Source organism: Actinopolymorpha alba DSM 45243 (assembly GCF_000373925.1).
GTDB lineage: Bacteria > Actinomycetota > Actinomycetes > Propionibacteriales > Actinopolymorphaceae > Actinopolymorpha > Actinopolymorpha alba.
In genome coordinates this window covers 19876-42834 of record NZ_KB892789.1, presented here as the reverse complement: position 1 = coordinate 42834, position 22959 = coordinate 19876, and the positions used below count along the sequence as shown (strand labels likewise).

At 65.6% G+C, this 22959-nt stretch carries 17 protein-coding genes; 10 read left to right on the top strand and 7 right to left on the bottom strand.

Going from position 1 to position 22959, the window contains the following annotated elements; translation table 11 throughout:
• Positions 1 to 83 precede the first annotated feature (83 nt).
• From B141_RS0129875 to B141_RS52400, 5 genes are all read left to right on the top strand, one after another.
• Positions 84 to 515, top strand: coding sequence for a hypothetical protein (locus B141_RS0129875; RefSeq protein ID WP_040422746.1), 432 nt, complete (start codon positions 84 to 86; stop codon positions 513 to 515).
• Positions 516 to 795: 280 nt separating this feature from the next.
• On the top strand, positions 796 to 1512 hold the full coding sequence (locus B141_RS0129870) for a GNAT family N-acetyltransferase (protein ID WP_202805974.1): 717 nt from the start codon (positions 796 to 798) through the stop codon (positions 1510 to 1512).
• Between the two features lie 169 nt (positions 1513 to 1681).
• Positions 1682 to 2311 carry a DUF2461 family protein gene (locus B141_RS0129865; RefSeq protein ID WP_051114222.1) on the top strand — a complete coding sequence of 210 codons (630 nt, stop codon included), beginning with the start codon at positions 1682 to 1684 and terminating at the stop codon, positions 2309 to 2311.
• Positions 2312 to 2313: 2 nt separating this feature from the next.
• A complete protein-coding gene (locus B141_RS0129860) occupies positions 2314 to 3525 on the top strand; it encodes a winged helix DNA-binding domain-containing protein (RefSeq protein ID WP_157181396.1) in 1212 nt (403 codons plus the stop codon).
• Positions 3526 to 3646: 121 nt separating this feature from the next.
• A complete protein-coding gene (locus B141_RS52400) occupies positions 3647 to 3769 on the top strand; it encodes a hypothetical protein (RefSeq protein ID WP_272944116.1) in 123 nt (40 codons plus the stop codon).
• A 393-nt stretch (positions 3770 to 4162) separates the two neighbouring features.
• Here B141_RS52400 and B141_RS48035 read toward each other — a convergent pair whose 3' ends face one another.
• From B141_RS48035 to B141_RS0129840, 3 genes are all read right to left on the bottom strand, one after another.
• On the bottom strand, positions 4163 to 4597 hold the full coding sequence (locus tag B141_RS48035) for an aminoglycoside phosphotransferase family protein (RefSeq protein WP_084678606.1): 435 nt from the start codon (positions 4595 to 4597) through the stop codon (positions 4163 to 4165).
• A gap of 27 nt (positions 4598 to 4624) precedes the next feature.
• Positions 4625 to 7852, bottom strand: coding sequence for a hypothetical protein (locus tag B141_RS0129845; RefSeq protein WP_020578864.1), 3228 nt, complete (start codon positions 7850 to 7852; stop codon positions 4625 to 4627).
• Between the two features lie 184 nt (positions 7853 to 8036).
• A complete protein-coding gene (locus B141_RS0129840; protein ID WP_020578863.1) occupies positions 8037 to 8378 on the bottom strand; it encodes a site-specific integrase in 342 nt (113 codons plus the stop codon).
• A gap of 861 nt (positions 8379 to 9239) precedes the next feature.
• On the opposite strand from B141_RS0129840, the gene B141_RS43520 reads away from it, so the two are divergent.
• Complete coding sequence (locus B141_RS43520) at positions 9240 to 12572, top strand: AAA domain-containing protein (RefSeq protein WP_157181395.1); 3333 nt, start codon at positions 9240 to 9242, stop codon at positions 12570 to 12572.
• Positions 12573 to 12608: 36 nt separating this feature from the next.
• On the opposite strand, the gene B141_RS0129830 is transcribed toward B141_RS43520, so the two are convergent.
• The 3 genes from B141_RS0129830 to B141_RS0129820 all read right to left on the bottom strand — a co-directional run bounded on the left by B141_RS0129830 (position 12609) and on the right by B141_RS0129820 (position 17199).
• Positions 12609 to 14399 (bottom strand): HEAT repeat domain-containing protein, encoded by a 1791-nt coding sequence (locus B141_RS0129830; RefSeq protein ID WP_026257675.1) that lies wholly within the window; start codon positions 14397 to 14399, stop codon positions 12609 to 12611.
• Between the two features lie 132 nt (positions 14400 to 14531).
• Positions 14532 to 16733 carry a catalase/peroxidase HPI gene (katG, locus tag B141_RS0129825; protein ID WP_169512984.1) on the bottom strand — a complete coding sequence of 734 codons (2202 nt, stop codon included), beginning with the start codon at positions 16731 to 16733 and terminating at the stop codon, positions 14532 to 14534.
• 46 nt (positions 16734 to 16779) lie between these two features.
• The gene (locus tag B141_RS0129820) at positions 16780 to 17199 is read right to left on the bottom strand and encodes a Fur family transcriptional regulator (RefSeq protein WP_020578859.1); all 420 of its coding nucleotides are present in this window, start codon (positions 17197 to 17199) and stop codon (positions 16780 to 16782) included.
• A 246-nt stretch (positions 17200 to 17445) separates the two neighbouring features.
• Between B141_RS0129820 and B141_RS0129815 the strand changes: the two genes are divergently transcribed.
• Together B141_RS0129815 and B141_RS0129810 are read left to right on the top strand one after the other, a co-directional pair.
• Positions 17446 to 18420, top strand: a complete 975-nt coding sequence (locus B141_RS0129815; protein WP_020578858.1) for a phosphotransferase — start codon at positions 17446 to 17448, stop codon at positions 18418 to 18420.
• A 204-nt stretch (positions 18421 to 18624) separates the two neighbouring features.
• Positions 18625 to 20847 (top strand): HelD family protein, encoded by a 2223-nt coding sequence (locus B141_RS0129810; RefSeq protein WP_020578857.1) that lies wholly within the window; start codon positions 18625 to 18627, stop codon positions 20845 to 20847.
• Between the two features lie 43 nt (positions 20848 to 20890).
• On the opposite strand, the gene B141_RS0129805 is transcribed toward B141_RS0129810, so the two are convergent.
• Entirely contained in the window at positions 20891 to 21586 is a 696-nt protein-coding gene (locus tag B141_RS0129805; RefSeq protein WP_020578856.1) for a GntR family transcriptional regulator, read from the bottom strand.
• Positions 21587 to 22001: 415 nt separating this feature from the next.
• Between B141_RS0129805 and B141_RS0129800 the strand changes: the two genes are divergently transcribed.
• Both B141_RS0129800 and B141_RS0129795 read left to right on the top strand, forming a co-directional pair.
• Positions 22002 to 22439, top strand: coding sequence for a MaoC family dehydratase (locus B141_RS0129800; RefSeq protein WP_020578855.1), 438 nt, complete (start codon positions 22002 to 22004; stop codon positions 22437 to 22439).
• A 41-nt stretch (positions 22440 to 22480) separates the two neighbouring features.
• Entirely contained in the window at positions 22481 to 22933 is a 453-nt protein-coding gene (locus B141_RS0129795) for a hypothetical protein (RefSeq protein ID WP_020578854.1), read from the top strand.
• The last annotated feature ends 26 nt before the right edge of the window (positions 22934 to 22959 follow it).

The window sequence follows — 22959 nt, the reverse complement described above, 5'->3', positions numbered from 1 at the left end:
CCCTCTTTGTCAGGCTGAGGTGAGACACCCGGAGTGAGTCCCGGGTTACCTGAGCGAGGGCGGGATCGGAGATCCTTGTGCACGTGTCCACCCCATCTGATGACCGGCCCGCAGCTTCGACCTCGGCGGGCGACCCGGCGGCACGTCCGTCCCGGCGGGTGTTCAGCCCGGAGTACAAGCTGGCGATTGTCGCTGAGTACGAGAGCGCCGCTAACGGTGAGAAGGGCGCCATCCTGCGCCGGGAGGGTTTGTATTCCTCCCATGTGATCGAGTGGGCACGGGCACGAGATGCGGGTGCCCTGACCGGCGGGCCGGCAGAATCAACGACCTCAACGAAACGCGCCAAAAGGTCGGCCGAGCAGGTTGAGCTGGAGAAACTTCGCCGCCAGAACGAGAAGCTGCAGCATGATCTGACCAGGACCCAGATGGCGCTGGACATTATGGGAAAAGTGCGCGCGCTCTTGGAAGGTCTCTCCGAGAGCGCGGAGAACGACGAGCCGCGCAGGACGTCATGACGGCCGCGTTCACGAAGCTGCGCGCGGCAAAGATTCCGGTCACGACATCGTGTGCGTTGACCGGGATTTCCCGGGCAACCCACTATCGGCACGTCAACCCGAAAGGCCGGGTGCATGGCCCGTGGTTGCCGCGTAAGCCGCCACACCCCGACTGCCCGAGGTGGCATGGATCAACCAACCCACCGACCAGCCACAACCAACCCCGTAGGCACAACCTGTCTCATTTGACTTGACAACTACCGGACTGCCTGCCGAGGCCTTCCTCAACCGTTGGTCGGCGGTGAGCAACGACCTCAGCGCAATGATGAGCATGAGGTACGAGGGTGGGGATCCAGGCAAGCCGTTCGTTGACGCCACCGTGATGAGTCGACCCTTCACGACAGAGGACCTGCCTGTGTTGGCACGAGCAGCCGTCCAGACCTATGGAGATCTTCACCCCCGCTATGTACGCCTGTGGAGTGCCGAGCCACCCGGCCGCTTCGAAGGTACGACGCCGGACAGACGATTCCTCGCCATGCCTGTGAGAAGTCTTTGCGCGGGCTTCGGCCAGTCAGTCCCCGCCGAGTTGATACTCACGCTGGCAGAGACGCTGCGGCATTACGAGGATGCCAGTGCGGCCTACGACGATCTAGACCACGAGCATCCGCCGCATAGAGAGCAAGCCAAGATCGCGGACTATGAGGACTTGGCGGAGAGCCTGACGGCAGGCACCCTCTTCGATGTCACGGTCGAAGGGGACTGGGCGGGCTACGTGTCGGTGAAGACCAAGGGCGAAACCCTCGGTATGCCAGCCTACGTTGTCCAGGAACTCATCCTGGCCACGAAGTTCCGCGGCCGTGGCTATGGTGCCCACCTCACGACGCTCCTCGCCCAAGCCGTACCGGACGAGGGTCGCATTCTGGTCGGCACCATCCACGCCGAGAACCGAGGCGCCCGACAGGCCGCTGAACGCGCTGGGCGAGTTGACATCGGGGGATGGATCCAGTTGCCACTTTGATCCGTCGAGCTCGAGGCCCTCCAAGAGGCGATTTCGTAACCCAACGGCTATCCCTGAGCAAGCCGGATCGCGCGGGCCGAAGGGTGCCACAGGCGGCAGTGTGGCATCGTTGCTTCCCGGTTTCGAACGTCCGGAGTGCATGTCGGTGGCCGGCGGCACAATGCCACGCATGCGACGAGCGTTTACCGGATGGCCCGAGCAGGCCTACGACGTACTCTTGAAGCTCGACGGTGATCCGCCGGCTTCTGTCCGGCAAGGGCTGCGCAAGGACCGGGAGCGACTGGTCCGGCAGCCGATGATCGATCTCCTGCAGGATGTCGCCGACGCCGACGCTGCCTACGGGGACTTCTCGGTCTGGGGGCTTGGCTCCATGGTGTGGCCGTGGCAGCGGCAGTGCGGTGTCGTACGCATCGGGCCTAAAGCCGAGTTCAGCCTGTGGTTCGACCTCGACGGGCTGGCGGTTCTTGGTTGCTGGTGGTATCCGGGTGCAGAGAACGTCGCGACCTACCGCGCCGCGGTCGCGTCCGACGCCAGCGGTCCGGAGTTGGTGAGCATTGTGGAAGCCCTGCAGCACAACGGATCTGAGATCGCCGGTGACCAGCTGAAGCGGACTCCACGAGGATATCCGGCCGACCATCCGCGCGCCGACCTGCTGCGCCATCGCACGCTGATTGTCACTCGCCCGCTCGGATGTGACGACTGGCTGCATACACCGGAGGCGGTCGACCGGGTGCTCGAAGCCTACGCACTGCTACGCCCGCTGGCGTCCTGGCACGTCGAACACATTGAGAGCAGGTGAAGATGACCGCGCGGTCCCTCCCGATCCAGCAGGTCAACCGTTCTGGATCGGACGACAATCAGGGTCAGGCTTCTCCCGCCCGACTAGAGGTCTCATGGGAGCAGGCCCTCGCGTGGCGGATGAGGCGACAGCACCTGCTGGAACGCGCGTCAACCGCTGATCTGATCGCGGTCGTCGAACGGATGTGCGGGCTTCACGCGCAGGTGATGTCGTCGGTGGAGCTGGCCCTGTCGGCCAGGATCGACGGGCTTACCCGTGAGGCGGTTCAGGATGCGTTGTGGCAGCGGCGCATCCTGGTGAAGCTGTGGGCGATGCGCGGGACTCTGCATGTGCTGTCGGCGTCCGACCTTGGCGTGTGGCTTGCCGGACTTGGTACGTACACGCAGAGGTACGACTGGCTCAAAGACCCGCTCATGGGCGAGCTTGCCGATCTGGTGGGAAGGGCGTTACATGACAGGCTTCTTACCCGAGCAGAGCTTGCCGCCGCGGTCGGGCGCCTCAGCGAATCGACCGCCAAGGAAGGAATGATCCACGGAGGCTGGGGTAGCTTTCTCAAGCCCGCTTCGTTCCTTGGCCAACTCTGCTTCGGACCTGGCTTCGGCCAGCATGTCCGGTTCACCCATCCGGCCACCTGGCTCGACACACCTTCTGATCCACCCGACGCCGACGAAGCCCTCGCCGCGATCGCCCGGCGATTTCTGAGCGTCTACGGCCCGGCCGCGCCCGTCGACCTCGCCTGCTGGTGGGGCACGACCCGCACCCACGCATCTCGGATGCTCGACGCGCTCGGGGAGCAGGTCACCAAGATTGAGGTCGACGGAGAGCCGTACTGGATGCTGGCCGACCAGGTCGCGGAGCTGGCATCGACCACGCCGGCGAACGTCGTCCGGCTCCTGCCTGGCTTCGACCAGTGGGTGGTATGCGCGACCCGACGCGATCGAGGCGGGTCTCGTCCCGGCCCCGGCAATCCGGCGCTGGACCCCGCCTACAGGACGCGGATCTACCGGCTTCAGGGCTGGGTCTCCGCTGTCCTTCTCATCAACGGCCGGATCGAGGGCGTCTGGAAACACCAACGAACCGGGCGCAAGCTCAGCGTCGAAATCGAGCCGTTCGGCACGCTACCTCGCTGGACTCGACGACCGATCGAGGTCGAGGCGGAGCGCCTGGCAATCTTCTTCGGCTGCGATCTCCAACTCACCTTAACAACCACCTGAGGGGCCTCGCGGTACCCGCCGCGCGAATGCAGGCGGATCGTTGATCAGATCCTTAGTTGCATCTGGTCGACGAAAGTGTGGAGGATGATGGGCCATGCCGGCTTCGATCAAGGTTTCTGTAGTGCCAGCCGCCCCAACCGCGCGGGCGACTCTCGTTCAGCTCGTACGGCTCTACCTGCATGATCTGTCTGCCGTCGAGGGCTGGGACGTGAATGAGACTGGCGGGTTCGGCGACCTCATCTGAGCGGCGACCCGGCGGTCTACGACATGGCCGAGCTCTTTATTCTGCGCCGCTGGAGACGTTCGGGCGTTGGGCGGGAGGTCGTGCGTCGTCTTGTCGAACGGTTCCCCGGCCGGTGGGAGATCAGACCGTTTCCCGGCTATGCGCAGGCAGAGAGATTTTGGACTGCCGTATGCGCCGACGTAGCGGCCGGGGGAGTGTTGCGCGACACGTACGACCGCTCTGGGACGCCACTGCGGCTACGTGTCGAGGCCTAGTCTAGGCCGTGCTCGCCTATCCACGGTCGAACTGGTCGATAGCCGAACGCAGGAACCGGTCGCGGCGTTCGGTCCCGCCAAGCGCGGCACCCCAGGGCGTCAGGTCGTGCGGGGTGTTCAGGGCTGCTATTAGATCCCATTAGGAGATATTTCCGGCGACGCGGCCGCTCGCCTCCTGCCAGCCCAGCAAGATCTCGTCTGCGGCGGGCGGATCGAAACGCAGCGATTCTTCGAATCTGAGATTTCCAAGGTCCACGACGTAGTGCCCGACGCCGCAACCCTCCCAGTCGATGAAACCAACGAAGCCGGCGTCCGACCAGACGGTGTTCCCCCCGCACAAGTCGCCGTGCACGAGCGCCGTAGGGCCGCCGGGTTGAGAGGCATCGGCAAGCCGATCTTCGGCTGCCTGGATCAGCGGTGTCGTTCGCGGCTGGAAACGGGTGGTTGCACGGAATGCGCGGGGCCGCCAGAACCGCTCGTAATGCCTGCGAGTCCGCGGTCCCTGGTAACAACGCCGCTGTGGCTCCGGCCAGTGCCACCGTTCACCTGGCTTTGCGGATCGGGCCCGAGCCACTGCCGTTGAGCTCGGTCGGAGAGTGACCTACTCCGTTGGAGCGATCTCCGCGTTGTCTCCGGGGCGGATCCTCGCTGCATCGTGTCGGCCGCGCTGGATGAGTCGCTCCTGCAGGAGCTTGAACGTCTCGTCAGCCAGGCCGCGCTTGGCGGCAGCGCTGAGCGCCTCTACGCCGATTCCTTCGATGTGGTGCTGGTCCCATCTGTCGCCATGCCCGAGCAGGGCAGCCAGGATGCGTAATCCAGCCGGTGATGGCTGGGCATCGCGACAGCGCTCCGCCACCTCGGACGCGTGGTCGATCGCCGCGCCGGTGAGGTCGACTGTTTGCTCGGTGAGTTCGAGCCATCGCGACTGGTCGAGGTTTGCTGCAAGCGCCCAGCCGCCAAGACCGGACAGCGCGGAGACCGGAACTCGATGGCCAGCCTCGGTGAGGAGCACTTCCCAGAGCGCGATCCCTCGTTGGAGGATGTGGTCATGGTCGACACCAGCATCGCCCGACAGGCGCGGGGCTTCACGGCCGACCTCGATCAGGGCGCGGCTGTTACCTGCGAGACCGTCGATGATGCGCTCCAGCGTGTAGCCTGGCTCGTCCCAGAGGTATGCGACCAGGAGGCATACCGCCCCGTGGTAGGCGCCCCGGCGCGCCGCATCGAGCAGTCGCTCGAACGAGCGACCGTAGAACACCTTGGTAGGCCGCGAGTACTTGAGGGTCTGATCGAAGGTAACCTGCCCCAGCTCGTCGCCGAAAAGGGAGTCCTGGTGTTGAGCGAGCCAATCGCCAGCGATTGCCTCCACGAAGGTCCGACTGGCTGCGATGACCGACCGGAGCTCCAGACCGACGGCGCCCTGTACTGCGAGCACCTCCGTGAGGATGGTGTCGAGCGTCGGGCTTGCTGGCCCGGCGCTCCGGTGTTCCCAGCCGCCAAGGGCCAGAACGGCCTGAAGACCTCTACCGTAGGTGCTGTTGATGGCTCTGTTCAGCGGGTCGTCGTGGTCAGACGAGTCGACGTACCGGTCCGCTGTTCCGAGATCCTCAGGAAGGTCTCGTGTGAGCTCGCAGGCGAGCATCCAGCAGAACTGGAGATCCTCGGCGAGATCGGCGCCGGCATCGGCGAGCGCATCGATGAGTTCGACCGCGACTGTGTCCACAACTGACCAGTCATCCTCGTACTCGAAGTTGTCCTTGCCGATGACCGTGGGTTCCCATCGTTCGTCGCGCACGAGTGCAACGGCTCTCACCAGCGCGGGCGCTTGCGCGATGACCTGGGCTGCGCTTGCGGCGATAGCACGGAAGTAGTGGTCGACGTATACAGGTTCGCGAAGCGTTCGAACGACGGCGACCGGATCTTGCGTCCAGGCCTCGGGATCAGCTTTGACGACGGATTCCAGCGCACGGGCGAGTTCTCGGGCGCTGACACCCCACGGGGCGTCGGGGCTCGGTCGCCAGGCGGCGACCAGTGCTGCTGCGTCGAGCACACCGAGGTTGGCGAGATCATCGGCAGAGATGGGTGGGCTACCCGAAATCGCTCCGAATGTGGCGGTCCGCCTTGTGAGGGCGGAAGGGTCAGGCGCCCCGTGAACCTCGCTGACGGCGTTGATCGCACTCTTCCAGCCAGCGAGCACCACGTCTGGTAGCACGGTCGACCATCGCCATGCCCTGGCACCTAGGGGCTTCCTGGCGCCGTCGGCGGGGGCAAGTGACGGTGTGCCGAACGCAGCTCGGAGACGGACGAGCTCGGAGTCGGCAAGCGGCTGGAGATCATCCAGGAGCGCCTTGTCGTCGCCTGTCGCGACTTCCGATCCGAACCTCGTCGCGAGGTGCGACAGCTTGATGTGTCGGTCGATGTCGGTGGCACCAGCGAGCACCTGGCACTTCAACCGCTGACCCAGCTCGCCTGGGATCGTCTCCACGCGCTGGAGCAGCGAGGGACCAGACATCCCGAGCATCCGCACTTTCGGCACAACGGCCGCGAGGCACTGCGCCGCTTGGAGCAGAGGCTCCCTGAGATCCTCGCCTTCGACGGGAAGTGCCACAACATCGATGAACACGTGGCGCGCTTGATCATCAGAGGCAAGTCGCCGGACCTTCGTTGCGAGCAAGCCGAAGCGTGCCGCGACGTTGCCCTCGGTCATCCCATCAACGAGTCGCTTCAGCATCGTTTCGGTACGGTGTCCGTGGTCTAGGCGAGGTTCGTTGCCGATCACAGCGTCGGCGACGGCGACGTGAATTGGGTCGGTGACGTCGACCTCCTTGGTCGCCGACATCGCGATCATCTGAATCCAGTCGTCGGCTGGGTAGAGCCGGAGGACCTCCAGAACGACCTCTAGCCCGGCGCGTCCAAGCCCCGAGGCCGTCCTCGCAATCTCCCACGCACAAGCTGCCCGGCGATCCTTCAGCTCGTACTTCAGGTCACCCAGAAGTCGCTCTAAGAGCCCGGTCACTGCCGCATCGGGCAGCCTGCGTGACTCCCCGGCAAGCGACGTCACTGGCCAGGGTTCACCAAGCTGCGGGAGCTCGATGAGTCCAACCTCTCGCATCGGCTCCAGCCAAGCTGGATCCTCCAGTCGCTCGAGGAACAGCCGGAGGTGGTGCGCATTCAACGCGAGCGAACGGAACTCGACCAGGAGTGCGGACGAGTAAGGGCACTCTGCCAGCTGCTCGAGGCGATGCACGATGTCGCTGGGAGGCGTGAAGAACCGCACCAACCACGCGACAGTCTCACCGAACAGCGCCTCGACCTCGGCGTGAGGGCTGTTCCTGTGCAAGATCCGAGCGGCGCTTTCACGAAGTCGTTGGTACTGCACGGTCGGGTCGTCCTCGCCAGGACTGGGCTCGACCCCAGTCTGGGCTCGGAACCACTGCAGGAGCTTCCTGGTCATGTACGACTGACGTTCATGGCTGCTCGCGAGACTGTCGAGGACATTGGCCAGCTCTGCCAGTGCCGCGGCGCCATCAGCTCCGGGTAGCTGGGTCGTGAGCTTATAGCGCCTCCATGCCTCGATCGCCTGGGAAAGCCCTCCCTCACCGGCTGGTCTGTCACGAACAACCGAGTCGAGCGCCTCTCGCAGGTTGTACGCGGCGCTCTCGGCGTACCGGAGGTAGCCGTCCTCGGAGCCGTGGCGGAGTAGTGCCTCAGCCGTCCGAAGGCATCGGATCACACGTTCAGCCGACTCGGCGCCCACCTCAGCAACGAGCCGATCCGCGACAGAGACGTCAAGGCCGCTGATGGGAGCGTGCTGGTCGAGGCCGGTCATACCCTCCATCTTGGACGATCTTCGGCCTGCGTGCGGCGCCGACTCCCGAACACGCGGCCAAGGGCGGCCCAACTCCGACGCGTCGGTCCTTGGAGACCCGGCCCCGGCCGCTGCTCCGCCAGCTGGGGCCTCGAAAAGCGCTGGATCATTCCTCGACGCCAGGCCTCATGAAGCTCTCGATTCGTCAGCGGTCGGCATCCTCTTGTCCGTAGATGCACTTGGCGTAGACCCTCAGGAGCACTTCGACACTGTGGCCGAGCCGCCGAGCGACCTGGGTTGGCGCAACGCCAGCGTTGAGCCAAGTCGAGGCACAGGCGTGCCGGAGGTCGTAGGGTCGCCCGGCCAGCGGGGATACGTATTCGGTGGTGCTGAGAGCCCTCTTCCGGGCCTTGTCCCAGACGGCGAGGTAGGCGTTCTCGTGAAATGTGCCGCCGTACTTGCCAGCGAAGACCCGACCATCGCGGTGGACACCGAACGCATCCAGATGGCTTCGTAGGAGCACCGCGAGTTGCGGATGGATGGGCACGGCGCGGGTGGACTGGCGTCCTCGGCGCTTGAGGCCGCGACGTTAGGTTCCTAGCAGCGACCAGGAGGCGGCCCAACTGCCGATTCGACCGACGCCCCCTGCGCACCCTTCGGCGGTGACATCCTTGGCCTCACCTTGCGCGGCTTGACGTCGCAGTCTTGGGTATCACGACGAGTACTGCACGCGCCGGGCGTTACGGGCGTCGCCAGCCCGGTCCGACTCTGAATCTGGCGACGCGTCGGCGGTCGGCGACGTCGTGGCCGTCGATGCACTTGGCGTAGACGCGTCGGAGGACGTCGACGCTGTGGCCGAGCCGTTGGGCGACGCTGGTTCGCGCCACGCGGGCGTTGCGCCATGTGGTGGCACAGGCATGCCGGAGATCCTACGGTCGCGCAGCCAGCGGCGAGACGTACTCGGCGGCGCTGAAGCCTTCGTCCGGGCCTCGCCCCAGACCGCGAGGTAGGTCGTCTCCTGAGATGCGCCGCCGCACCTTCCTGCGAAGATCCGCTCGTCGCGATTGGCGCCGTCTGCATCGAGGTGCCTTCGCAGGAGCGCCGCGAGCTGCGGGTGGATCGGCGCAGCCCGGGTCTTCGGGCGTCCTCGGTGCTTGAACCCCCGGCGTTCCCGAGACGTGCCGGCTCGGTCCAAGCGCCCCCAGCTCAAAGGTCCGATTGGTTAGTAGAAGGTCGCCCCAGCCAGCTTCGGGGATCCCGCCGATGGTCCAGTCTGGTCAACCTTGGTGAAAATGACCAGATCGGGCTCATAGGGGTGTCAGAATGACTCCACACGAACACGTTGAGTGAGCGCTCTGTCGTGGCTGGGCGGATCGTGATCGGACACCTTTTGGGCCGGGGGGTAAAGGTGCGATCGTCTAGTAGGCCTGCGTGGCTCCAGGAGATTGTCGAAGAGGTCTCCGCTCTCCTAGAGAAGGAGGGCGGAGAGCAAAGGGCGTCGTCGCCGCGGCTGAGGATGGAACGGCGCGTCACTCGCGCGTACGAGAGGGGGGACGGATGGTATGTCCTCTCGACGAATGAGCGAGACTTCGACGAACGGCTCGACGATGCTCGGCTTGCGCCAGAGGAAGGGACAGACCGCCATGCCTACAGGCTGATCGAGAGCGAGCAGGACGGCAATCTGCTCTACTTGCATGTCTCGGAAAGCGCGCCCGATGATGGCCTCTACCTCTGGGTCTCATCCAGCGGCCCAGCGGCGCTTACGAAGTCGCTTCTTGAACGGCTAGTCGCCACGGACACGACGCCCCTGCTGGAGCGATTCCATGCTGGGAAACTCGACTCAGTTCCGGACCTGCGCGGCGCGCCCGAGCACCTCGACCCGAGTCAGCAGCAGGCCTGGAAGGCTTGCGTCGCCGAGGGCCTGCATGCAGTCTGGGGCCCTCCCGGTACGGGAAAGACGCAGGTCATCGCTCACGCGCTCGAGACGCTGATTGGTGAGGGCAAGAGCGTACTCCTAGTCTCGGGCACGAACGCTGCCGTCGATAACGCTGTCGAGCGCGCTGTGCGCAGAATTGGCCCGCAGCTTGGCGAGGTGGTGCGCGTCGGCACGCCGCACATAGCTGCTGTTGCCCAGGACCCTCGCATGTCTGTTTCTGCACTGATTCGAGAACGGCTGGCGGGCCTTGAGTTCGAACGCCAAGAGATTCAGGACAAGATCGCAGATCTTCGCACGGATGACCGGATAGTCAGGCTGGAAGAGTGTGAGCGCATCATTCGTCCCTTCGAGGAAGGAGGGTTGGCGACAGCAAGGGAACGTGTGGCAAAGGCCAACGAGGTGCGGAACCTCCGCTCTGAGATGGACCGCACCAGCCAGCGTTTGGAACGGGAATGCGACGGTTTGGCAGTCGACCGCCAAGCTTCGGCGAAAGCGTGCGAGCGCTACAACGAAACATCTGCCGCGCGAGTCTTCCTCGACCAGGCTGACAGCCTCAATGCCGAGCTGAACGGCTTCATCGACACACGCGACCGCGCGCTAGGAAAGGTCGTTAGCCTGCGAGAAGACGTCGATGACGTACACCGCGCTCTTGAGAGCATTCAGTCGCAAGGCATGGTCGGACGGCTGAGGAGCCGCCCCATCCAGCGACAGCTGGTACGAAAGCTTGAGCAGTCGCAAGACCAGCTGACGACCGCAGAAGCACGGTGCCTCGATGCTGAAGCGATCCTTCGGCGCATGACTGAACGACTGCAGCCTCGCATCGACGCACACCTCCGCTCGGCCATCCCATGGACACGAGCGGACGTGGAGACGCGGAGAGTCGAGATGGAACGGGCCCAGACGCTAGGCCAGTCACGTTCAGTCTGCATCAATGCGTTGGAGATGGAGCTTCGTGACAAGGATGCACAGCTGGCAAGGCTCGAGGCCGGGCAGGCAGCGACACCGGCGGACTATGACCTCTTGGAGCGTGCCGAGCAGGCAGCGTACGACCGCGAGCGCGAGCGCCTACCAGCGCTCCAAACGGATGCGGCTCCGCTCTTCACGAGGATCGAAAAGCTAGAGGCCAAGCACGAGGACCTACTACGGACACAGGAGGTGCAGAAGAGAACTGCTGAGGACGAGCTCATCGCGAAGGCGCGTGTCGTGGCGACGACCTTGGCGATGCTTCGCCGTAAGCCGGCGATCTACGAACGCACCTATGACCATGTCTTCATCGATGAGGCAGCTGCCGCGAGTCCTCCCGAAGCCGTGTACGCGATGAGCCGTGGCAGGAGCGGCATCACGTTGCTCGGCGACTTCCTTCAGAACGGCCCGATCGATCCATTCGAAAATGACAGGGCGCACCCGCGGCGTTGGTACGGGACAGACTGCTTCCACTTGATCGGCATCACCGACCCCGATTCCGCCGAGCGCAGTCAAGGCTGCGTAGTGCTACGCGCCCAACGGCGATTCGGCGAGGCCGTCACGGCCCTGGTCAACGATGTCGCCTACGGCGGTCTCCTGGAGCGCGATCCGGGAGTACAAACCAAACCTGCCGGGCCAGAAATCGTACTCATCGATGTGGACGGCCTGAGCACGGAACTAGCCACTCCGATGAAGGGACAGGAGGGAAGCTGGTGGTGGCCAATTGGGGCCATGGTGGCTCGGGCGCTAGCTGAACGGCACGTCTCTCACGAGAACGATACAGTCGGCGTAGTCACGCCCTACCGAGCCCAGAGAGAGATGGTTGCAAATCTCCTCTCCGAGTCCGGTTCGAGTCAACGCATAGAGGTAGGGACGTCACACAAATTCCAGGGTCGCGAGTTCGACATCGTCATATTCGACCTCGTCGAAGATGGAACGAATTGGATCTTCAAGGCCGCGTATGACAGGCGAAATTTATTCGCTTTCAAAGGATTGCGCGTCTTTACTGTCGGGTTAACCCGCGCGCGCCGACGGGTATACCTCATCGCCAACCTCGCCGCCGTCCGAAGGGCGCGCACCGGCCCGCTACAAGCCGTCAGCCGGAGAATCGAGGCGGGCGACGTCCACGTTGTACGAGCCGCCGACTTGCTAAGGGCTGAGCTTCCACCTGTCACCGACACTGTGGCCACGGAGCTCTGGGACTCGCTGCGATCGTACGTCAAGCTCGTCGACGTGTACGACGAAGATGATCTGCCAGAGGCGTTGCTCCGCGAAATCGCGGAGGCGCAGCATACTTTGTGGATATGGAGTCCCTGGGTCGGCCGGAATGTCAACCGTCTACTCGGTTCGTTGGTTGATGCGAAGGATCGACAGGTTGACGTCCGCGTCGTTGTACGGCCGGCCCGAAAGGTTGCCACGGCCATGCGTCCCTTCGTATCGAATCTATGCGCAGCGATCGACAACGTGATCTTTGTAGATCGGGAACACCAGAAACTGATCATCATCGACCGCCGAGTTACATTCATTGGGAGCATGAACATTCTTTCTCACCAAGGTGATCGCGGAACGCACGATGTGATGGTGCTACTCGAAAGCACCAAGCTGGCTTCGATGCTGCTCGCCCAGGAAGGCGCCGATGAGCTGGCGAATCCGCCAACGTGCCCTACCTGCGCTGAGCCCGTCCGGGAGGCGGGCATGAAAGATAGCAAATGGATCTGGGTGTGTACCGATGACATTTCGGGCAGGTCAGGATGCGGGTGGAGGACGCCCTTCGCCAATCCGGGCCGGAATCAGCGCCGGGCGAACCGGCGTCCCCCCGCTAGCAAGTCCCTCCGGATCTGATGCGCACAAAAGGGCTTGATGCTAGATGCTGCGCTTTCACTTGTGGGCGGACTGAGCGGAACGTTTCGCCGGCCAGATGCCGACGTCTTGCAGAAAGGCAAACCGCTCTCCGAACTGGGTCGAGAGCGGGCCGACATCACTGCCCCATACATATTCGAGCAAGGGGTAGTCCGACGGCGAGATCGTGAGCCTGGCGAGTGGCTGCACTGGAACAAGGCTGGTCAGCTCGCCCATCATGGTGAAGGTCTTTGCCGGGAGGATGTAAATCGTCGCGTTGGCGAACGGTCGACTGGCGAGGCCGGCGAACTCCGCGGCCAACCGGAAGCATCGCACGGCCGCCCCGTCCGGACGACTGCCAGTCCAGATCCCGTTGCTCAGGTAGGAGACCTTGTCCCGTTCCATGATGCCGAAGTACATCGCCATCAAGGCGTGGTCCACCGCGAAGATCCCCGGCTGACCAGAGGTCCGGCCGCCGCCCCAGCTCCGGCTGCGTGGTGTCAGGATGCCGACGCCCGGCGTTGGTGAACCGTGCAGCAGCACGCCGTGCCGCTCGACCAGGTAGTGCAGGAACTCCCATTTGGGCACGTCGATCCGGTAGTTCAGGTCACCACCGGACGCCTGTGCCCACTGTCGTTCACAGTCTGCCGAGATGCGGTCGAGGTCGACGGTTGGTTGGGTCACGTGCAGGTCCCACGGCCACGCGCCCTGGTCGAGATGGTCGAACGGCCCAGGACGACGTTCCGAGCCCGCGACGGTTGACGTACGCGGCCCAAGCCGACGAAGCACGTCATGGCGCAGGGGTTCAGACAGCCTTGGCGCCTTCGTCACCTGGTCGATTGCGGCCCGACCGGCGCGGCCGAAGAACGCGACAGCCAGCGCGGCGTTCCGTCGTACGTCATGGTCGTCGTGGTCAAGGTGCTCCACCAGGGCGGACAGCACGCCATCCCGCGAGCGCGAGATCAGCTGCGGCGGAGCGGAGTGGACGAACTTCGACTCCCACAACGGCCAGACCTGGCTGACCTCGGGACGCCTGGGGTAACCGGGGGCGATCTGCGCGAGCGTGCGCAGCAGACCGATCCGGAGCCACCGATCGGATCGCGGCAACGCCGTGATGATGCGCGCGGCGACCGCGTCCCCGGACGGCCCGATCCGGGTCAACGCCTGCGCGGCCGCCAAACGTTCGCGCAGGGACAGGGACGCGTCGTCCAGGACCGCCGCCACCTGGCCGTAGACTTCCGCGGCGCCCAACCCGAGCCCCGCCAGCCCATGAAGAGCCGCGACCCTCACCCCGGCCGGACCGTTCTCGATCGCCTGCAAGAGCAGCGGAATCGCCCGCTTACCGCCGATTGACGCCAACGCCGGGAGCGCCGTGTCCAGCTGGTCGCCGCCACTGCTGACGATGGGCGCGAGGACGTCGAACACGCCGGCTGCGGCCGGTCCAAGCTCACCTGCCAAAGACGCGGCCTCACGGCGGGACGTCTCATTCGGGTCGCCAAGCGTGGCGACGATCGCCTCGACGACTCCGTCGACCTCACCGACGTGGGTCAGCGTGCGCGCCGCTGGGAGCCGCGCGACTCCGGGTCGTCGTACCAGCTCACGCGCATGAACCAACCCGCGATCGCCTAGCAGGGCAAGAGCTTCGGGCACCTGTACCAGCCTGATCGCGCCCTCAGAATGCGCCAGCCCCGCCACGAGTTCGGCCAGCCCGTCAGCACAATCCAGGTACGCCAGCCGGACTGCGGCATTCAACCGCACCTGCGCGTCTGGATCGTTCAGCCAGTCGCGGAACTTCGCCAACTCCCGCTCAGTACCCCGCCGCACGGACACCCGCCGATGCTGACATCACCCGGTGCCCGCCACAAGATCAGAGCCGATCATGGTCCGGAACGGGCTGCGGATGTCCGGAACGGGCTGCGGATGTCCGGGTCGGCCGGCGAGCGGCCGACCCGGACGTGGGGATCAGGCGAGGTCGAACCGGTCGAGGTTCATGACCTTGTCCCACGCGGCCACGAAGTCGCGCACGAACTTAGCCTGCGAGTCGTCGCTCGCGTAGACCTCCGCGAGTGCACGCAACTCGGAGTTCGAGCCGAAGACGAGGTCGATGCGGCTACCGGTCCACTTCACCTCGCCTGTGGCGCGGTCGCGGCCCTCGAACGTCTCCGCGACCTCGGACGTCGCCTTCCACTCCGTGTCCATGTCGAGCAGGTTCACGAAGAAGTCGTTGGTCAGCGACTCGGGCGTCGAGGTGAAGACGCCCAGCGGGGACTGCTGGAAGTTCGCGCCCAGCACCCGCAGGCCGCCCACGAGGACGGTCAGCTCGGGAGCGCTGAGGTTCAGCAGGTTCGCGCGGTCGACCAGGTGGTACTCGGTCGGCAGCCGGCTGCTCTTCCCGCGGTAGTTGCGGAACCCGTCGGCGGCCGGCTCGAGCGGGGCGAAGGACTCCGCGTCGGTCTGCTCCTGCGACGCGTCCGTGCGTCCCGGGGCGAAGGGGACCGCGACGTCGTGGCCGGCGTTCTTGGCGGCCTGCTCGACGGCGGCGCACCCGCCGAGCACGATGAGGTCGGCCAGCGAGACCTTCTTGCCTCCGGTCTGGGAGCTGTTGAAGGACTCCTGGATCCCCTCGAGGGTGCGCAGCACCTGCGCCAGCGTGTCGGGGTCGTTGACCTCCCACTCCCGCTGCGGCTCGAGGCGGATGCGCGCGCCGTTCGCCCCGCCGCGCTTGTCGCTGCCGCGGAACGTCGAGGCCGACGCCCACGCGGTGGAGACGAGCTGGGAGACGGACAGCCCCGAGTCGAGGATCTTGCCCTTGAGGGCGGTGATGTCCTCAGCCCCGACCAACTCGTGGTCGACCGCGGGCACGGGGTCCTGCCAGATCAGCGTTTCCTGCGGGACCAGCGGTCCGAGGTAGCGCTGGATCGGGCCCATGTCGCGGTGCGTCAGCTTGAACCACGCCCGGGCGAAAGCGTCGGCGAACTCGTCCGGGTTCTCGTAGAAGCGTCGCGAGATCTGCTCATAGACCGGGTCGAACCGGAGCGCGAGGTCGGTCGTCAGCATCGTCGGGGGACGCGAGAGCGAACCGTCCTCCGGGTCCGGGATGGTGTTCGCGCCGGCACCGTCCTTGGCGACCCACTGGTTGGCCCCCGCGGGGCTCTTGGTCAGCTCCCACTCGTGGCCGAACAGGTTCTCGAAGAAGCGGTTGCTCCACTTCGTCGGTGTGGCAGTCCAGGTGACCTCGAGGCCGCTGGTGATCGCGTCCCGGCCCTTGCCGCTGCCGAAGGTGTTCTTCCAGCCGAGCCCTTGCTCCTCGAGTGGAGCACCCTCGGGCTCGGCGCCGACGTACCGGTCCGGGTCGGCCGCACCGTGGGTCTTGCCGAACGTGTGCCCGCCCGCGATCAGTGCGACGGTCTCCTCGTCGTTCATCGCCATCCGCCGGAATGTCTCGCGGATGTCGCGGGCCGCGGCGAGCGGGTCCGGGTTGCCGTTCGGTCCCTCGGGGTTGACGTAGATGAGTCCCATCTGGACCGCGGCCAGGGGGTTCTCGAGCTCCCGGTCACCGCTGTAGCGCTCGTCGCCGAGCCAGGTGCGCTCGGGACCCCAGTAAACGTCCTCGTCGGGCTCCCAGACGTCCGCCCGGCCACCGGCGAAGCCGAAGGTCTTGAAGCCCATCGTCTCCAGGGCGCGGTTGCCGGCGAAGATCATCAGGTCGGCCCACGAGACCTTGCGGCCGTACTTCTTCTTCACCGGCCAGAGCAGCCGGCGCGCCTTGTCGAGGTTGCCGTTGTCGGGCCAGCTGTTGAGCGGAGCGAACCGCTGCATGCCGGCGCCGGCGCCCCCGCGGCCGTCGTCGATGCGGTACGTACCGGCGCTGTGCCACGCCATCCGGATCATGAGCCCTCCGTAGTGGCCGAAGTCGGCGGGCCACCACTCCTGGGACGTCGTGAGGACCTCGTCGACGTCCCTCGCCAGGGCGTCGAGGTCGAGGGTGTTGAACTCCGCGGCGTAGTCGAAGTCCTCGCCCATGGGGTTGGCCACGGCGGGGTGCTTGCGGAGGATCTTCAGGTTGAGTTGGTTCGGCCACCAGTCGCGGTTGCTTCCGCCCTCGGTCGGGTGCTTGAAGCGCCCAGCCGCGACCGGGCATCCACCCGCGCTCTCGTCGTTCATCTCGCCAACAACGGCGTCAGGGTCAGACACGGGAATCCCTCCGGGATCAGAGCATGTACTCAGGAACTGGTTGCGGTGTGGAGCAGTCGGGGCACAGGCCCCAGTAGATGACCTCGGCCTCGTCGATCACGAAGCCGTGGTCGACGGATGCGGTCAGGCAGGGTGCGGTGCCAACGGCGCAATCGACATCGGCGATGACACCGCACGACCGGCACACGATGTGGTGGTGGTTGTCCCGGACGCGCGCCTCGTAGCGGGCCACGGAACCCAGCGGCTGGATGCGCCGCAGAAGACCCGCGGTCGTCAGCGCGCGCAGCACGTCGTAGACGGCCTGATGGGAGACCTCACCGAGATCGTTACGTACGACGCCGATGATCGAGTCCGTGTCGGCGTGCGGATGGTTGTGCACCGCGGACAGCACGGCTACCCGAGGACGCGTCACACGCAGGGCGACCCCGCGCAGCATGCGCTCGAAGTCCGAAGTCGATGGCACCCTCAACAGTCTGCCCTGTTTTCTGGAATCAATCAAGATTCTGGCGTCGGTTCGCGCGGAACGTGCGGCCTGACTGGTTGATGATCAATAGGCCGCTGACGCTGGTTCTGGGCGGTATTCACGCTTGCGGGACCTGACCGGTTAACGGGGTTAACGACGGGCGGTGGTCAGCGTGGAAATCGGTTGGCAACTCGGCCGGCGTGAGGTTCTGCTTTGTGCATGTCCGAGTTGACCGAGGATGCCACTCCAAAGCTTCTTGCCGAAGCGTATGGCCTAGGTGAGGTGATCCGCTGGGCTCCTGCTGCCCGGGGAGCCGCCGGCGAGATTTTCAGCCTCACGACGGCGTCCGGGGTGTTCGCGGCCAAGGAGTTTGTCTGGCAGCGCCCGAAGGTCAGTGATCTTCAATGGCAGATCACGTTCGCTTCCGCCTGCCGGGCGGCCGGGGTTCCCAACCCCGAGACTCTTCTGACCACTGACGGGATGCCGCTGTTTACCCATCCCGAATCAGCTCGATCGTGGCTGGTACAGCGCTGGGTTGAGGGAACCGTGCCGGGGCGTACAGACCTGCCAGCATCACTGTGGCTGGCACAGCAGGCAGCTACAGTCCACCACCTGACGTTTCCGTGCGACTCGGACGCCGAGGTGCTGTCCTTCTTCATCCGGGTAGAGGGCAGCTGGACACAGGCTGCGGAGGCGGCCAGCCATGCCCGAGCCAAGTGGTCCCGGAGTCTCGCTGAACGAGCACCAGAGTTCGAGCAGCTCACCCAGCTGGTCAACGGCACGCCCGTCGGTGCGGTGGTCACCTGTCATCGCGATCTCAAGGCCACCAACACCCTCCTCGCCGAGGACGGTAGTCGCTACCTGCTTGATTGGGATACCTGCGGGCCGCAAGAACCCTGGCGTGAACTTGGCACCCTGCTGCTGCACCACGTTGGTTGCGAGGACGCCATTGTGGCCATCTCCGCGCGCTACCACCGAGCCGGCGGCCGCCCTTGGCCCGGCGATGCCAGCGGGTTCGCCACCGGCCTCGCGGTATGGCTCAACGTCCTCCACGGTCAGCTCCAGCTTGCCTTGGATCCCAATACCGATCCGCAGCACCGTCAGTCCGCCGAACGCACAGTGACCGGTCTGCTGGACGGGATCCCCGGGCTTGCCGCGCTGGACGCGGCCGCGCGGGCTGCCGCCGTGAAGTGACCCCACCGACTAGTACGTCATACGAAATCGGTTTCGCGCCACCGCTCGCGCTGGTAATGTCCGGTGGCTCGTCGTACGACAGTAGTGCCGGAGAGTAGGGACCGAATCGAGCCGGTTGCGCTGCCTGACGTCGAAGGCGGCCCTGGAGCGAGGGCCCGCGCCCACTGCTGACGAGTGCCTGACAACCCTTGTGGAGGCCCCGTCATGCCCTCTGCTCAATCCAACACCGCCGCGGATCCGCCCGACGAGGCCCCGATCGATACCGGCGCGGACCCAGAAGTGGCTGCCGAACGCGCCCACCTCGAAGCCGCTCACGCTGCTCTGAAGCAGATGCACGCGGAGGTCATCGAGACCGAAACGCCGGCCATCGTCAATTCCGGAACAGACAGCTACTGGGACAACAAGTTCTATCAATGGTCGCGAGAGCATCGCGCCGAAGTACTGCTGGACCAGCCGAAGATCCCGCTGTTCTTCGGGCGCTTGGACTGCGAGCCGGGCGCGGTGTTCGACCGCGTCGAACGTGGGTCCGGGCCCGGTGGCGAGGTCGACCGGATCTACATCGGTCGCCGGCACATCCGGGAGCCCGATGGCACGCCGTTGGTGATCGACTGGCGGGCACCGGTCTCCGTACCGTTCTATCGGGCCGGACCTGCCGACCCCCAACGTGTGTTGGTGCGCCGCCGGCACGGCTTCTCCCACGAGCCCGGCCCGAGCGGGTACGTCGACGTAACGGCCTACGAGGACGAGCCGGTGAGCGGTGTGCCGGATGCCGCGGAGGGTTTCTCGAGCCTGGTCACCGCCGAGATCGAGCGGCCACGATCCGGGCCGATGCGGGACATCGTCGCGACGATCCAGCCTGATCAGGACGTTCTGGTCCGGGCGCCGCTGGACACCACGATCTGCGTGCAGGGAGCGCCCGGCACCGGCAAGACCGCCGTCGGCCTGCACCGGGTCGCCTACTTGCTGTACGTCGAACGGACCCGGCTGGCCCGGGATGGCGGGATCGCGATCATCGGTCCGAACCGCTCGTTCCTGCAGTACATCCGCCATGTGCTTCCGGCGCTCGGCGAGGTCTTCGTCCGACAGCTCACGTTCCCGGATCTGATCCGACGCTACTTCCCCGACCACGCGATGGCCGCCGATGAGGAGCCGACGACGACAGTCACCGTGAAAGGCGACGCGCGGATGGCGGAGGTTCTGCGGCGCGCGCTGTGGTCCGGTGCCCGGGTCAGCGATGACCTGGAGGCGTTGGTCTACAGCAAGGGAGCGAGTCGCTTCCGGGTGCCAGATTATGAGGTGCGCGAGATCGTCGCGGGCGTACTCGAGACGGCCACGCGATATGCCGCCGGTCGCGCCACGCTCGCGCAGCGGCTCGCTCACGCCGTGCTGATTCGGATGGAGCAGCGAGGTGGAACCCCGGACGATCGGACCCAGAACGCGGTTGCCCGGTCGGCTCCGGTCAAACGGATCCTCGACCGGGTGTGGCCGCGGCGTACCCCGGAACAGGTGCTGTACCGGCTGCTGTCCGATGCCGACTTCCTCGCCGAAACCGCCGGCGACGAGCTCACGCCCGAGGAACAGAAAGCTCTGCTCTGGCCGAAGCCGTACCGGTCGGTGAAGTCTGCCCGCTGGTCTGAAGCAGACCTGGTCCTCCTCGACGAGGTTCAGGACCTGCTCGAGCGTGCGCCCCGTCGCGGCCATCTGGTTGTCGACGAGGCGCAGGACCTGTCGGCGATGCAGCTCCGTGCGCTCGGCCGACGCTGTCGTACGGCGACCGTGTTGGGCGACCTGGCCCAGGCCACCACGCCGTACGCCTCGACCTCATGGCAGGCCGTGCTGGATCAACTGGGGGCGAGCGAGTCCGCCGAGCTTGTGGAACTGACCCGCGGATTTCGGGTCCCGGCCGCGATCATCGAGTACGCCGCCAGGCTGCTGCCTGTCCTGCAACCAGACCTGGCCGAACCCGTGAGCCTGCGGCGTGCCGAGGGCGCTCTGGAGGTCACGGCCATCGACGGGCACGAGGTGGCCGCCGAGGACATTCTCCAAGCCTGCTTGCGGATCGACGAGCAGGGCGGGCACGTGGGTTCGATCGGCATCATCGCCGCCGACGCGGAGATCGAGCGAGTCTTCGACAAGCTCGCTGCCGAGCCGATCAGATCTCGCCTGGACAGAATCGGGTTGGTCCCCGGCATGCTCGGCCGCACCGAGAACTCCCTGGAACACTTCCGGCTCGTGTGCGTGCCCGCCTCGCTCGCGAAGGGTCTGGAGTTCGACGGCGTCGTTGCGGTTGAGCCCGCCCGGATCGTTGACGCCGAACCCCGCGGGCTGAACCGGCTGTACGTCGTACTCACCCGCGCCGTGTCCGCACTCACCGTCCTGCACGCGCGGCCGTTGCCCACCGAACTGGTTGGTGCTCGCTCGTACTGAGACCTCAACCGGCGGAGAGGGAAAGTGGCCGCCGGGAATCGGGCTACCTAGCTGGGCGCTCCGATTGGTCGCCCCAGAATCCCACCGACCTGAGCATCCGAACCGTCTGCTCCCCGGTGTTGTTGAAGTGCTTGGCAACGGCCGCCGCGGCAGAGTCACCGTCGCCGCGTTTGATGGCGTCGAGGATCTCGTCGTGCTCCTTGAGCGCCTGGCTGCGGTATTCCCACTCCGAGTTGTACTCGTAGAAATGGGACGGCATGTTGTTGGAGAGCATCCGTAGGACCGCGGTGAGCCGCCGCGAGGAGCCGGCCTTGTTGATGGCCTGGTGGAACGAGTAGTTGAGCCGGTCGTGCTCGCGGGGGTCAGTGGTGGCGCGCATCTGAGTCGCGATCTCTGAGAGGCGCTCGATCACGTCGGGCGAGCCGGCCTGGGCGGCGCGCTTGGCGGCGATGCCGCTGAGCAGGCCGTACATGCGGTAGTGGTCGATGAAGTCCTCGGGCTCGAGCGAGGCGACGAACGCGCCCCGCCGGGCGATGTTCTCGACCATCCCTTCCGACTCCAGCGCGATGAGTGCCTCGCGTACGGGCAGGCGACTCACGCCCAGCTCAGCGGCGATGCGGTCCTGATCGAGCCGGTCCCCTGGACGGACCTCTCCCGAGAGGATGAGGTCGCGGATGAACTTGGCGGCTTCCTGCTTGAGATTGGGGCGCCCGAGGTTGCGTCCTGCAGCCCGCTCCATCACGCTTCCTTCCGATCTCCAGAGAACCATGCGGACCGCCAGCGTCTGTCTGGAGACTCCTCGTGACGATGGTCGAGCTCCCACGCTGAAACGTCAAGGATAGGACACTCGACGGCACCGGAGCCTGCCATGCGCAGGCGGGCGGCCGCGGCGAGGCTGGTACCGGAGCCAGCCAAAGACGATCAACTGACTCCCTTCGGTGGACGTGACGGAGGACCGTGCCTCGCCCCTGACTCGAGTGGCCGGTTCCGGACCCTCGCCGTGCTCCCGCACGCTCGTTCCACGCGCCCTGAGCGGTCTGGTGCCCGACCGTCAGCTTCCGAGGGCTTGCTCCCTACCCGAGCTCCGTAGTATCAAATATCCGAAATCAAATTTCATCGCTTCGAAACATCCACGGCGAAGGAGACGAGCAGGCATGGGAGCGGACCACGACGCGGCCGTCGGACAGCACTTCTGGTCGACCCCGCGCGCGATGACCCGCGAACGGATGCGGTGGTACTGCGACGCGCTGGAGACCGCGGCGCTCGCCAATGGCGAGTTCGTGATCGCGGAGCCGACCATCCACACCGACGAGGAGTACGCGAAAGAGCAGGGCCTGCCGGGCATCATCGCCGACGGGATGCTCTCGACCAACTACATCTCCAGCCTGCTCTACCAGCAGTTCGGCGAGCGCTACCTGGCCGGGGGTGAGCTTCGGACGAAGTTCATCCGGCCCGTGTACGAGGACGACGTCATCCAGGCGCACGGGAGGGTGACCGGCCTCGAGGACGGGCGGTGGTCGATCGAGGTCTGGTGTCAGACCGCCAACGAGCAGAAGGTCACCGTCGGTGTGGCCTCCGTACCGGTCGCCTGACGGCACGCTCCGTCGACCGCATCCCAAGGAGAGTTTCGAAGATGAGTCTGAACGGGTACGTGAGCGACCTCGAGGTCGGCGATGTGCTCGAGCCCGTCACGTATGAGATGTCCTCGTTCGTGGTGCGGGAGTACTGCCACGGTGTGGACGAGTTCGCCGAAGAGTTCCACAGTCCGGTCGGATCGGGTGGCACGCACTACGCGCCGCCGACCCTGGCGCATATCGACAAGATCCGCCTCATCAAGAAGAACTGCCCGGGAGGCCCCGGGCCCACGGCTCGGATCCACTACGAGTTTCACGTGGTGCAGCACCGGCTGGTCCCGGTCGGAGCGCGCCTGACGGCGAGCGGATACGTGAGTAATCGCTATGAGAAGAAGGGGCGGGTCTACCTCGAGATGAAGATCGAGGTGCGTGCGGCCAGCACCGACGAGCTTCTGACGACCTACACGGATACGGCCATCCTCAGTTACTCACCCGGCTCCCACGCTGTCTGACCGTCAGCGGGAAGCAAGGAACGGCG